Annotated in this window: 13 protein-coding genes; 7 read left to right on the forward strand and 6 right to left on the reverse strand. The window is 58.8% G+C overall.

The features are described from left to right. Positions 1 to 26 precede the first annotated feature (26 nt). From ISN74_RS10405 to ISN74_RS10420, 4 genes are all read left to right on the forward strand, one after another. The gene (locus tag ISN74_RS10405) at positions 27 to 1,349 is read left to right on the forward strand and encodes an alpha-L-fucosidase (protein WP_239004481.1); all 1,323 of its coding nucleotides are present in this window, start codon (positions 27 to 29) and stop codon (positions 1,347 to 1,349) included. A 303-nt stretch (positions 1,350 to 1,652) separates the two neighbouring features. Beyond that, on the forward strand, positions 1,653 to 2,852 hold the full coding sequence (locus ISN74_RS10410) for a glycosyltransferase (protein WP_188799255.1): 1,200 nt from the start codon (positions 1,653 to 1,655) through the stop codon (positions 2,850 to 2,852). Further along, on the forward strand, positions 2,849 to 4,774 hold the full coding sequence (locus ISN74_RS10415) for a glycosyltransferase family 39 protein (RefSeq protein WP_188799256.1): 1,926 nt from the start codon (positions 2,849 to 2,851) through the stop codon (positions 4,772 to 4,774). Before ISN74_RS10410 ends, ISN74_RS10415 begins: the two co-directional genes overlap by 4 nt. Positions 4,775 to 4,858: 84 nt before the next feature. Further along, entirely contained in the window at positions 4,859 to 5,668 is an 810-nt protein-coding gene (locus ISN74_RS10420) for a CHAD domain-containing protein (RefSeq protein ID WP_229679226.1), read from the forward strand. Here ISN74_RS10420 and ISN74_RS10425 read toward each other — a convergent pair. Together ISN74_RS10425 and ISN74_RS10430 are read right to left on the reverse strand one after the other, a co-directional pair. Then, positions 5,665 to 6,102, reverse strand: a complete 438-nt coding sequence (locus ISN74_RS10425) for a universal stress protein (RefSeq protein ID WP_188799258.1) — start codon at positions 6,100 to 6,102, stop codon at positions 5,665 to 5,667. The two genes, ISN74_RS10420 and ISN74_RS10425, sit on opposite strands and share 4 nt — an antisense overlap. 155 nt (positions 6,103 to 6,257) lie before the next feature. Continuing rightward, on the reverse strand, positions 6,258 to 6,935 hold the full coding sequence (locus ISN74_RS10430; protein WP_188799259.1) for a Rossmann-fold NAD(P)-binding domain-containing protein: 678 nt from the start codon (positions 6,933 to 6,935) through the stop codon (positions 6,258 to 6,260). A gap of 146 nt (positions 6,936 to 7,081) precedes the next feature. Between ISN74_RS10430 and ISN74_RS10435 the strand changes: the two genes are divergently transcribed. Then, on the forward strand, positions 7,082 to 7,933 hold the full coding sequence (locus tag ISN74_RS10435) for an NAD-dependent protein deacetylase (protein ID WP_188799605.1): 852 nt from the start codon (positions 7,082 to 7,084) through the stop codon (positions 7,931 to 7,933). Here the strand turns inward: ISN74_RS10435 and tadA are convergent. The 3 genes from tadA to ISN74_RS10450 form a co-directional block, all read right to left on the reverse strand. Continuing rightward, a complete protein-coding gene (gene tadA / locus ISN74_RS10440) occupies positions 7,904 to 8,398 on the reverse strand; it encodes a tRNA adenosine(34) deaminase TadA (RefSeq protein WP_188799260.1) in 495 nt (164 codons plus the stop codon). The two genes, ISN74_RS10435 and tadA, sit on opposite strands and share 30 nt — an antisense overlap. 155 nt (positions 8,399 to 8,553) lie before the next feature. Next, the gene (locus ISN74_RS10445) at positions 8,554 to 9,363 is read right to left on the reverse strand and encodes a DUF2182 domain-containing protein (RefSeq protein ID WP_188799261.1); all 810 of its coding nucleotides are present in this window, start codon (positions 9,361 to 9,363) and stop codon (positions 8,554 to 8,556) included. A gap of 40 nt (positions 9,364 to 9,403) precedes the next feature. Further along, positions 9,404 to 10,177, reverse strand: coding sequence for a DUF899 domain-containing protein (locus ISN74_RS10450; RefSeq protein ID WP_188799262.1), 774 nt, complete (start codon positions 10,175 to 10,177; stop codon positions 9,404 to 9,406). A 123-nt stretch (positions 10,178 to 10,300) separates the two neighbouring features. Between ISN74_RS10450 and ISN74_RS10455 the strand changes: the two genes are divergently transcribed. Then, positions 10,301 to 11,521 (forward strand): helix-turn-helix domain-containing protein, encoded by a 1,221-nt coding sequence (locus ISN74_RS10455; protein ID WP_188799263.1) that lies wholly within the window; start codon positions 10,301 to 10,303, stop codon positions 11,519 to 11,521. A gap of 38 nt (positions 11,522 to 11,559) precedes the next feature. Continuing rightward, positions 11,560 to 12,195, forward strand: coding sequence for an outer membrane protein assembly factor BamB family protein (locus ISN74_RS10460; RefSeq protein WP_188799264.1), 636 nt, complete (start codon positions 11,560 to 11,562; stop codon positions 12,193 to 12,195). Between the two features lie 110 nt (positions 12,196 to 12,305). Here the strand turns inward: ISN74_RS10460 and ISN74_RS10465 are convergent, their stop codons facing one another. Next, positions 12,306 to 12,872: a hypothetical protein gene (locus tag ISN74_RS10465; RefSeq protein ID WP_203546587.1), complete on the reverse strand. Its 567-nt coding sequence runs from the start codon at positions 12,870 to 12,872 to the stop codon at positions 12,306 to 12,308. Between the last annotated feature and the right edge of the window lie 211 nt (positions 12,873 to 13,083).

The raw sequence follows: 13,083 nt of genomic DNA on the forward strand, positions 1-13,083 counted from the left end.
GACGTATTCTCTGCACTGCCATGTTTATGGCTGCCGCCATGGCTGGCAGCGTATCCGCCCAAAATTTCGTCGACGTAAAACCATCTCCTCAACAGGTCCATTGGCAAGACCTGCAATTCGGCGTCATCGTGCATTTCGGCACCAATACCTTTCTGGATCGCGAATGGGGCGACGGCACCGCTGATCCGAAGGTATTCAACCCGGATCATGTAGATCCCGATCAATGGGTGCGTGCGGCCAAATCCGCTGGTGCGCAATACCTGGTGTTGGTCGCCAAACATCACGACGGCTTCGCGCTATGGCCGACTGAGCAAACGGATTACTCCGTCAAACGCAGCCCCTGGATGGGAGGCAAAGGCGATCTGGTGCGCATGACCGAGGAGGCCACGCGCAAGGAAGGCATGGAATTCGGCATTTACCTCTCGCCCTGGGATCGTCACGAGCCGCGCTACAAAGATACCCCCGCCTACGACCAGTACTATCTCGCCGAAATGGACGAGCTTGTGCAGGGTTACGGCCCATTGGTGGAATGGTGGCTGGACGGCGCCGGCAGCGCGGGCCATGTCTACAATTTCAAGAAATACATGGAAGAACTGCGCACCTATCAGTCCAACACGATGGTCTTCGCCGACGTGGCGCTGTTCGATTACGGCGACATCCGTTGGGTTGGCCAGGAAGACGGCCATATTCACGGCGAAAACTGGAATGTCATCGACCGTCACGGCGAATTGCGTTGGCGTCCGGTGGAAGTGGATACACCGCTGCACAAACTGCAATGGTTCTGGCATCCGAATAGCGACCAGACCTTGAAGAGCGTCGACGAACTGGTCGATATCTGGGAAAACAGCGTCGGCCGCGGTGGACAATTGATGCTCGGCATCGCACCGAACCGTCATGGCCAGTTGCCGCATGCGGACGTGAAGCGTTTGAAGGAATTTGGAGAAGCCCTGCAAGCGCGTTATGGCATCGACAAGGATCTGGCACACCAGCACATGGCTACCGATGCAAACACCGCGGCCGCACTCGATGGTGATCGCGATACCTTCTGGTCAGCACCGGAAGGCTCGCATCACGCGACGCTTGAGGTCGACTTCGACAAATCGGTGACTATCGATCATGCCCTCAGCATGGAATGGCTGAATGAGGGTCAATGCGTACAGAAGTATGCCGTCGAAGCGTGGATAAACAGCACGTGGACACCTGTAGCCGAGGCCGAAGCCATCGGTCATATGAAGATCGACCGTTTTGCACCCGTCACCACCTCCAAGGTGCGCCTGAATATTCTTTCCAGCACCTGCACGGCGCGTATCCGGGAATTTCAGCTGTTCAATGTTGGCGATGCCCGCTAGGAATACTTGGCAAGATTTGGCGGCTCGCTGATCTGCAGCCGCCTCGCTCACGCTCCAGCCGCCAGGGACCTCGAAATAGCGCCCCCTGTCACCGCCTCGCGGCATTAATTAAGAATTCTTTGTGAACAATCGTGCTCGATAGATTTTCTCGCGCGTAACCAAAGCACAATAACGTCCTGACGGATCGCACAGCGTCACTCTTCCCGAAAAACACGCCGAGGCAGCACGCCAAACGCGAGGCTAACGCCAGAACGAAGATGCCGCTGGTTGAGGCATGGCCACGCTACGACGGTCAACAAAGCATTGACCCACGCGTTTGCCATGAGGGGCGTTTTTTGTCATGGCGTTTCGCACGTGTACCTAGCACAAATTCCTGCGGTCAAAATTATCGAGGCACCAAGATCCTGCGGCTGCACTGAACCCGATTCATTGCCGGTACTTTCTATCGTCATCTGCACACTCGATGAGCACGAGGCGATCGACAGTGTATTAAGTGAACTGGGTGAACACCTGCAGGACATCCAGCACGAAATCATTGTCGTGGACGATTCCTCGGATGAGCGGACTGGCGACGCAGTCAACGCCTATGCAGCGGGCGATCCTCGCATACGCCTGGTGCGCCGGTACAACGCCAACGGTCTGTCGTCTGCAGCGATCACCGGCTGGGATCTGTCCAAAGGAAAATTTCTCGCCATCATGGATGGCGACGGACAGCATGATCCGTCATTGATGCGCGGGCTGCTGGACAAGCTGGCATGTAAAGATGTCGATGTCGCTATCGCCAGCCGCTATCTGGACAACTCCCGCTCCGGCCTTCCCGGTTTGCGCCATATCCTGAGCCGTACCGGCATCCGATTGACCGACACGACCCTTGGCATCCCCATGGCCGACCCGTTGAGCGGCTGTTTTGCCATGACACGCGATTGGTATATGCAGGCGCGCAGCCGGCTTTCAGGGCTTGGCTTCAAGATCCTTATTGACGTGGTTGCATCCGGACCGCGGCTGCCGCGGATGGCGCAAATTCCTACCGTGCTCCGGGCGCGTGCCGGAGGAGCTTCAAAACTCGATACCCGCGTTATCGTCGACCTCATTACGCTCTTGATCGAGAAGCGCACCCACGGGCGATTCCGGGCCGAGAGCGTGATGCATGGCGCAACCATTTGCGCAACGCTCGTCGCACAATGGCTCTCCGCAAGCATCTTGCTTACACTGGCCTGCCCGCTACGGATCACCCTGCTGTTGTCGGCGGGCCTGGGGCTGGCTGGCCATTTATGGATCAAGTATCTGATGACATCGCGATCGCTCCGTCCACATAGCTTGCGCGACTTCGCGCGGCAGTGGATGGGTTTCTATGCCAGTCGCTGGAGCGACCTGCCACTGAATGCAGGCGTGGCCATCACGCTTTGCACCTTGCACTGCCCGTGGCCACTGGCCATCACCGCCGGTGTGCTGCTGCTCGAAGCTCACTACCACACAACCGATAAAGGGAGAGTTGTAGCGTGAATGTATCCGTCCGGGCTCCCGCCCGCTGGCAGGCGATGGTCTTCGGACTCGTTGCGCTGATCACTTGCTGCGGCGCCTTTGTTGGCTTGTCGACGAGCGGGCTATGGATTGATGAACTCTTCACCGTCCATCTGATTCATCATCACGGCGGTCTTGGCGAAGTGTTTCGTCGCGTACTCACCGACACGCATCCACCCTTCTACTACTTCTTTCTTTACGACTGGGCCCGACTTGCCGGTATGTCAGAGTGGGCGTTGCGCTTACCGAGCGCCGTCTTCGCCGTGCTCGCCATCGCGATCTTTGCCGCAGGAACACGGCGTGTGCTCAGCCCCGTTGCGATTACATTTGCCTGCGCCACGGCAGGACTTTCCGAATTCTGGTTCCAGCAATCGCAGAACACTCGCAGTTACGCGCTTTCCATGGCCTTCGCTTCGGGATTGCTATGGCTGGCTATCGCATTGCGCAAGCGCGCGCGTGAAAGCAACGGCTTTCCACTGGCGCACTGGCTCGGACTAAGCGTTCTCGGATTCGTGGCAAGCTTTACCCACGCCTACCTGCTTCTCGCGCTTGGCATGACGCTGCTGTTTCTGCTCATTAGCCTGCCGTCTTGGCGTGTGCGTACGGCGTTGGTGATTACCGGCTTGGTGACGCTCGCCTTCAATGCCGCGTATTACAAAATGATGATCCACTCCTCTGCGCAGGACCTGCAGAACATGTGGTTCACCAATAGCGCCGGTTTTTTCAAACTCGAGACAAGGCAGGCCTTCTACGATCTCATACCAAGCCGCATCGCCCTGGTCATCGGGGTACTGCTTTTGTTTGGGATCCAGCGAAAATTCGCGCGTACCCCCTATTTCACGTTCAATGAACTCGACACGCGCTGGACCACTTCGCTGGCCGCTTTTGTCTTGCTGGGCGTGATTTGCTGTGGCATCGGCGTATCACTAGCGGTTGCGCCGTCGTATTCGGATCGCAATCTGCTGACGTGTGCACCGTTTGCCTGGCTTTTGATCGGACGTCTTTACGATGCGGTGGGGCCACGTGGCGATACGCCAGGCAGCAAGATCCTTGCGGCACTGATTGCGCTGTTGATTTGCGCGCATCTCATCACGCTTCGGGGGCGCGAACTGTCGCGGACGGAGAGCTGGCGCCCATCTGCGCATTTCGTTGAACAGTTGCCCGGCTGTAGCTCGCAGTTGCTGCCGGTGATGCTTCCCTACCGATTTGGCCACTCCACGCCGTACTTTCGTTCGCTGGCCGAACGCGAATTCTTCGGCTACTACCTGCCGCAGGATATCCATGCACAGGCCTACATGCCGGCAGAATTGGCGGCCAGACATCCTGTCGATGGCTTGCCCGAGGTGCTCGCTTCACGTGCCGCCAACGCCGACACCGGAAGCGGATGCACGTTGCTGGCCTGGGGCATCCATGACCTGAATGAATCCTCTGCCTTGAGGGTTGCGATGGACCTTGCCCGCCAACCAGGTGTCGCACCACGCCGCGTGCTTATGCAGGAATTCATGACTTACCAATTGCACGGACTAAGTTGGCAGCAAGTACCGGAAGGTTATGTGTTCCTCGCCGAGCCTAAGGCCTCCGGTACGCAGGTGTTGCCGCCCGAGTTGCCACCGGTTCGTTTGGCAGCCAACGACGCAGCCACGCTTGGTGATCACGTCGTCGTCGATTATCTCAGCAGCTATAACGGCGCCAGCGGTCCGCCTTATGTGGTAGATGTCTATGGCATTCAGCGCTGGACCGCCGGCAAGCCCCCGCGCGAGGATTTTTTGGCTGTACATCGTCTCACCTGCGACCCGCCAACGTCCAAGTCCAATTGGGATGTCTGGCCCGATCCGGAGATTCCCGGCTGCAGCGATCGCCCCTTGCCGACCCATGCAGGCGCCACCATCGACGGGCGGCTATGATGATGCACAGGCAAGGTTTGAGGTTCCTGGTGGCCATCTGGCCGGATGAAAAAAACCAAGCGTACGCGTGAACAGAATCTTGGGATGGCGCTGGGTGCACTAGCGTCCAGGGAATGTCGTTCTCTGCAACGGGCGCTGGCCAGACACAACGACCACCATGGCGGCATTCACGACGCACGCCGATCATGCCGGCGATTGCGCAGCCTGCTCGCCTTCATGGCCGCATCGCTCGATCCGCAGCCCACAGCCAAGGCTGACAAGACGCTCAGGCAATTGACACACAGCTTTTCAGGATTGCGTGATGCTCATGTAGCCGCGCGCACGGCACGCCGGTTGGCTGCCGCGCATGCATCTACTATCACGCCTGTGCTGATTCAGCAGCTTGAAGAACGCAGCGAGTCATTGCTGGCTGATGCGCTAGAGCAGGACCCTGCCTGGAAAGATCGTCGCAGCAAAGCGGAGCGGATTGCCAAACTCATTGACGCGCTCGATTGGCAAGCCATTACGCCATCACTGGCAAAAGATGCACTCAAACACAGCGTCAGGCGCATGAAGAAAGCGCGTCGCGTGGCTTTGGAGCAACGTGAGGATGAAGCATTCCACCTTTGGCGGCGACGCACGCGTCAACTGCGATATCAGCTTGAGTTCCTGCGCAGGACCCGCCACATCGCCGGCATGAAGAAGAGCTACACCCGGCAATATGGCAGTCGCATCAAGCAGCTCAGCCTCATCATCGATCGGCTCGGCTGGCGCCAGGATTTCCAGGTATTCCTGCAAACACTGGATCAATTATCTGCTTCGGTTGAAATCACCGCCCTGCGCACGACGCTTGCGAAAACATCCAGCAGGACTGCAAAAGCATCGGCAAAGCGCGCGGCCGATTTACAGACTTAGTGACACACCAGCACGGGAACATCACAACAGCCGAGCACCCGGCTCGTTTCACTGCCAAGCAACATGCGATCGACCGTAGCATAGCCGTGCGTGCTCATGACAATCAGATCGCAATGCTGCTGCTTGGCTGCCCCAATGATGGCGACGTAAGGACGCCGATCGAAGGCATAGCCGCCATCGGAAGCGACCCCGGCGTTCTTCGCCATATCCTGTATGTCGCCAAGATGCACCTGGGCACGCGCTATCGCCCTGTCTGTATAGGAATCCTCAGCGTGCCGGATCACATCTGAGAAATACGCCACCGCCGCGAGCGGCGCCAGTACGTGAAACGCATAGATGCGCGCGCCGACTCTTTGCGCGAGTTCAATACCGACGTGTGCCGCATGCAGCGCATATTCGGAACCATCTGTCGGTATCAGGATGTGCGAGAACATGATGCCTCCTCAGGTCCTTGGACCTTTCTTGAATGCACCGTATTCGATGAAATGAACATGACATCGCGACAAGCATTACGCCTGCCTCGCTGATTTGTGTTGATTTTACTCCCGATAAAATGAACTACGCAGGTGTGTTTTGCTGCAACGCATCGTCAGGCCGGAATGCTTTGAGCCAGAGTGCGGATGTCCCTGCTTTCAAGCACGGCCTTCGGCGCGCCGCGCCTGACCGCATTCAACATCGCCTGCCCCATGATCTGTGTGGAGAGTATGGCGTTCGGGAATAGCTTGCGCAGCGGCGTGAGCAACGGTTGAGTGAGACTGTAGAAGAACTGGTAGGAAGACGTTTTGGAACGAATGCCATGCAAGGGCTGGATAATGCCTGGGCGGAACAGATACACCGCCTTGAAAGGCAGCTGTCGCAAGGCATTTTCAGTACGGCCTTTGACCCTCGCCCACATCTGCCGCCCTTGCCCGGTGCTGTCCGTCCCCGCACCGGAAACGTAGACAAAGGTCATCCCGGGATTGAGCGACGCTAGCATCCGGGCGACCGACAGGGTCAGGTCATAGGTGAGCCGTTCATAGTCGATTTCCTGCATACCCGCTGACGAAACGCCAAGGCAGAAGAAGCAGGCGTCGAAGCCTTTCAGGTCGCCGGCGATAGCGTCGCAGTGGAAAAGGTCGGCCAGAACGATCTCTCGCAGCCTGGGATGCTGCTGACCGGCCGTTGTACGACCTACCGTCTGGACCAGCGCAACATCCGGGGCCGACAGGCATTCTCGCAAGACACCTTGTCCAACCATGCCCGTGGCACCAAATAGAAGGACATTCATGGCAGCTCCTGCTGAAAAACGAGGTAGAAAGGCCACGTTGTAGCGGCCGCCGGCAGCATTTCAACGCAAGCCGTAAAACCGCGCCAGCATGGGCCATTCCAGACGCGAGGTAAAACGTGGCGTTTCACCCTTTCCCTATCGCGGGTATGCCCGCCGAAACAGGTAGCCCGATGCTGCGCGAATTCATAGAGCGGCACCGCCGCCTGTTTGTGCTGACCGGCGCCGGCTGCAGCACGGACTCCGGCATTCCGGATTACCGCGATGCCGACGGCAGTTGGAAGCGCTCCCAGCCGGTGACCTATCAGGCCTTCATGGGGGAAACACTGACTCGTCAGCGTTACTGGGCGCGCAGCCTAGTCGGCTGGCGCCGTTTTGGACACGCCCAGCCCAACGATACCCACCGCGCACTCGCCCGTCTTGAGCAGCGTGGCAACATGGAACTGCTGCTCACCCAGAATGTGGATGGCCTGCATCAGCGCGCCGGCAATACAAAGGTTCTGGACATGCACGGCCGTCTGGACACCGTACGCTGCATGGACTGCGAACAACGCTCACCCCGCCACGCCTTGCAACAGCGGTTGCTGGACCTCAATCCGGCGTGGGCCGCATTGGATGCCGCCGATGCGCCCGATGGCGATGCCGATCTGGAAGGTCACGATTTCAGCACTTTCGTCATTCCGCCCTGCCCGCAATGCGGTGGCATCCTGAAACCCGACGTCGTGTTCTTCGGCGAAAACGTGCCGCGTGACCGCGTAGCTACCGCCATGCAGGCGCTGGAAGCGGCCGACGCGATGCTGGTGGTGGGATCTTCGTTGATGGTGTTTTCCGGTTACCGCTTTGCACACGCCGCGGCGAAAGCCGGCAAGTCGATTGCCGCCGTGAACCTGGGGCGTACGCGTGCCGATCCGCTGCTCAATCTGAAAATCGAGCAACCCTGTGCGCAGGCGCTGGCATTCCTGCTGGAAGCCTCAGCGGCGGGCGCGGAAGAACTCGCGTAGCAGCACGGCCGATTCCTCGGCCAGCAATCCACCCTGTACGTCAATGCGATGGTTATGCCGGTCCGAGATCAGCGTGTCGAATACGCTGCCGGCTGCGCCGGTTTTCGGATCGATCGTGCCATAGACGACACGCCCGATGCGCGCATGCACCAACGCCATGGCGCACATGGCGCACGGCTCAAGCGTCACATAAAGCGTCGCCCCAACAATACGGTAATTGGCGAGCTTTTCGCCCGCCGCACGCAAGGCCATGATCTCCGCATGAGCGGTGGGATCGTGCAAGGTGATGTTGCGGTTCCAGCCCAGGCCGACAATCTGGCCATCCTGCACTAGCACGGCGCCGACAGGGACTTCGTTCTCGGCATCGCGGGCATGGTGGGCCAATTGCAGGGCGCGACGCATGTACGCCTCGTCATCGGCGCTGAACACGGGCAGGATGGGATTGCTGTTCAGTTCGTCAGCCATGTAGCGAGTCAGATCATCTGAGCTTGGTGCCGGCAGCGTAAAGACGGGGCAAATCACGAGGCAGGCGGTTGAATGTCTTGTTCTTGCTACGATGATTTCGCACCGTAGCAACAGGTGAAATTCTAGCCGATCTACTGATTTTCTAGTGAGTTTCGCTAGCCGAGCCCAACGATGGCAGCCTCTGCAGTCAAAAACACCCCTGCCCCAACTATGGCGACGCCCATGACTTGCGCAGTGCGCTCGCCACGCGGTGCCAGACGTTCAAGGGTAATGGTTGCCGTTACCAGGGCCATCGCGCGTAGGTCCATAAGCCCCATGATCAGAAGCAGCGCCGTCAAACCCGCGCAACAGTAAACGCAATGAACGCCAAGGCGCAGACCATATAGCCATGCTGTGCCAGCGTCTGCTGCAAATGTACGGCAACACCCCAGGTCCGCCCGGCAGCTGGCAAGGTGACGCGCCTTCCATGCTGTGAACTGGAGTGCACCTATCATCACGATCGCCACACCTGTCAAGAACGGAACGGCGCGTGCCAACGACGGGTATGTCATCGCAATCGCCGTCAGCACCACAGCTGCGGGGAAAACTGCTATTCCCAGCAATGTCCACACAAAGAAATATCCTGCACCAACGCTCACAGTCAGTCGGGCCAGAGGCGCTTCACCCGCCCTCACCACGGCTTCCCGGTAACGCCACAGCATCGGCACCAGGGAAGGCAACATCATCGCCATCATCATCGTGATCCACATGCTGAGAAACGACAGTGCGGCGCCGAACCATGTCTGCCCGGGCATACGCATCCATGCCATCGACATAGTCCAGTCACCTGGCATCGGCATATCGTCCATGGTCGACATGGGTGCGCCCCAGATGATTGTCATCGCAGCGCTGCCGATGAAGAGCAGCGCCACGATGCCGACGAAGGCATGTCTGGAAGCTCGCAGGGAAAGCATGTGCTGTGACATCTCTCGTCTCCGCTGGTGCCGATGACACTTATGCAGCCACTCAGGTTTTGTCGTATTGGTCGTGATGGCGCCACCAGACACCTTCGGCCTCGTTGCGTCCTTTAGGTGCACGATCGAGCCATTGATACGCGCCCCAAAGTCCGTCCAGTCCACGCGCGTAGGTGGAATACGTGTGATAAACAACGCCGTCTTCCAACACAAAGGCGCTCATGCCTGGCCGATCATGGCGATAGGTCGCAGTGTCGGTTCCACACATCGTGGCGAACTTGGACGCCGCGCCACCACCTTCTTCACCGGGATGCCGCTCGAGCACCGGCTCGTGTCGATAGTTGTATTCGACGTTGCCATGGCGCTCTTGCTCCTCGGTGAACCAGACGCTGAAGTCAGCGTTGAAATCGCTGGAGAACGAGGATGCCCAAGGAAAACTCCAATCCATGCGCTTTTTGAAGGCCTGCAATGCCGGCAACGGTGCTCGCGAAACCGCCCAGAGCATCACGTCGTGGTGCGCCAGATGAACATCCAGCCCATTGAAGCCATCCGCGATCATCGAGCAGGAGGGGCAACCTGCCTGGTAATCCGGTCCGAACATGAAGTGATAAACAAGCAGTTGTGAGCGCCCTTTGAAAAGGTCGACCAAGCTGGCACTCCCCTGATCGGTGTCGAATCGATAATCCTTGTCGACGCGAACCCATGGCAGCGCCTGCCGCCGTTGTGCCAGCTCGTCGCTTTGCCGCGTGAGCTCCTTTTCAGCCTGGAGCAGCCCGATCCGGGCAGCCAGCCATTCTTTACGTGTTCCGGTGATGTGCGTGCTCATACTCATTTCTCCCGTAGAGACGACGTTCGTATCGCCACCAATTCGACATGCTTTTCGGCGGCGTTGAGCTAGATTAGGCTCCGGGTGTCCGGGCATGGGAGTGACAAATGTGGCGGGATTTCCATGGACTCACTGATCACGGCCGCGGCACGCGCGCTTGCCGCGGGTGATCCACTTTGTGCGTTGAACTGGGTCGCCTTGCGGGAAGATGCTCCGGCACTTGCTCTTCGTGGCATCGCCATGGCGCAACTTGGCGAGCTTGATCGCGCGAGGGTATTGGTGCGGCGCGCCGCGCGTGCATTCGGCCCCAAAGAAGCCGTGGCTCGCGCAAAATGCATCGTCGCCGAAACCGAAATCGCACTGGCCTCGCGTGACTTGAGCTGGCCCGCTGCCCCGCTCGACGCTGCACGTGTAACGCTCGAACAACACGGTGACCGGTTGAATGCCGCGCATGCACGCTATCTGGAAATCCGGCGGCTGTTACTGATCGGACATCTGGACGAAGCCGAGTTTACGCTCGCCGAATTTGATCCAGACCTATTTCCACCCGCTTTGAGAACTGCCCACGAGCTAGTCGTTGCCGGCATTGCCATACGCCGCCTGCATGCAAAAACTGCACTCGCAGCACTTGCCAGAGCGCAACAGGTGGCACATCGCGCCGCGATACCCGCGTTGACGGCAGAAGTCGAAAACGTATCGCGCACGCTGAATGCTCCCGCCGCGCGATTGCTGGCCAATGGCAAGGAACGCATGCTGCGATTGGAAGATGTCGAAGCATTGCAAACATCGAACGCCTTCCTGGTGGATGCGTGCAGTCACGCCGTGCGTGATGAGCACAACGCCGTGTCACTCGCAAAGCGCCCCGTACTGTTCGTTTTGGTACGTGCGTTGGGCGAAGCATGGCCCGCCGATGTGCCTCGCGATACGCTGATTGCCGTGGCGTTTCGCGCAAAGTTCATCGATGAATCGCACCGCGCACGTTTGCGCGTGGAAATCGGACGCCTGCGCAAGGCGCTGCGAGCGCTGGCTAAGATAACCGCCACACGACGTGGCTTTTCACTGCTCCCGCACGATAAACGCTTGGTGATGGTGCTCAAGCGCCCTGTCGACGAACGGTATGGGGCGGTGCTTGCCCTGCTCGCCGATGGCCAATCATGGTCGAGCTCTTCGCTCGCCCTTGCGCTCGGGGCCAGCCAGCGCACCGTGCAACGGGCACTGGATACCCTCGCAGCCAACGGCAAAGTGCAATCCCTGGGTCACGGACGAGCCCGCCGCTGGATGACTCCGCCGATACCGGGATTCACGACGGCCTTGTTACTCCCCACCCCCTTGCCTGGCGATTAGGATCAAGCCCGAAACGACCATCAGCCGAAGGTGAAGCCATGAAACGATCGTCTGCCGAAATCGTCAGGGAATACGGCCCCTTTCCCGGTGTCGAGCAGGTGGGTGGCGTAAGCTTCGACGGCCAGTGCGTGTGGTTTGCTGCTGGCGACACCTTGCAAGCCATGGATCCCGTCAGCGGAAAAACCGTGCAATCGATCGATGTTCCCGCACATGCAGGAACTGCCTTCGACGGCCAGTACCTGTACCAACTCGCCGACGAACGCATCCGTAAAGTCGACCCGAAAACCGGCCAAGTCCTCGCCACCATCCCCGGCCCACCCGGCGGCGGGTCCGGCCTGGCCTGGGCCGAAGGCTCGCTGTGGGTCGGCCAATACCGCAACCGCAAGATCCACCAGATTGATGCCGAGACCGGCGCGATTCTTCGCACCATCGAATGCAGCCGCTTCGTCACCGGTGTTACCTGGGTCGATGGTGAGCTGTGGCATGGAACCTGGGAAGGTGATGAAAGCGATGTAAGACACATCGATCCGCAGACCGGCGAGGTGCTGGAACGATTGGAAATGCCGCCCGGCACGGGTGTGTCGGGGCTCGAATCCAATGGCAGTGATCAGTTTTTCTGCGGGGGCGGAGGCAGTGGCAAGATCCGGGCGATTCGTCGACCCAAAAGGGTTTGAGCGGCCGCAACAAACCCTGCCTCTTCCATTTTATTTGAGTAAGTCAGGACATTTTCCTGAGGTAATCCAAGCTGTTGACTGCGCGAGCTTAGGAACTAACTCAAGGTATGTCACTTCTTGCAGCTTGGCTGCTTGTCCTGCCCCACACCCGGTATCACCCGCTGGTATTCACTGACCGTCTCCGTCCTGGGCGGGCTTCCGTCATAGGAAGCCGTGACTTCCTCGTGGATGCAGTTATGGTCCGATGTCATGCTTGCACGGATGGTCGTATGCACCTTCTTGCCGTCGGCAACACCGTCCAGCTCCGTGGACCAGGAACTCCCTTCGATCACTGTGGTGAATTCCGAACAGCCCTGCTGATTGTCGCACCAGACGCTTTTATAGGACTTCGAAGAAACGTCCCACCAGGTATAGCTTTGACCGACTTCGTCACCACCATCACCGTGTGATGAAAAGTCCTGCACCACCGAATATCCGCCAGGGCCCGACGTGATCGTCGCAACACCCTTGTCGATACCACCTTGGGGCAAGCCAGTGCCCGGCAGCGTCCGGATGATGACTTGCCAGTGGCCAATCCGTGGATAGAGTTTGGACATTTCAGCCGGCGCTTTGCCGTTTACGGCTACCGGTGAATCCGCCGCCTTGGTGCCCTGAGAACCCGCCGGCGTCGCGATCATCAGGCAACCCGGCACAAGCAGGAGGCAAAGCCACATCGGGGAAGTCTTCATGGGTGCCCTTGAACGCCATTGTCGTCGGCGAGATTGCCCGCGGTCGAACGCCGATACATGTGCCTAATCGGCTGTCCTAATCGACAAACTTTGAGAGAACGCCAAACTCAAATGAGAACGCCCACTCAAAGGTGGGCGTTCTCGTATTAGTCACAGGGGA

The sequence above is a fragment of the Dyella caseinilytica genome (genome assembly GCF_016865235.1).
Taxonomy (GTDB): Bacteria; Pseudomonadota; Gammaproteobacteria; order Xanthomonadales; family Rhodanobacteraceae; genus Dyella_B; species Dyella_B caseinilytica.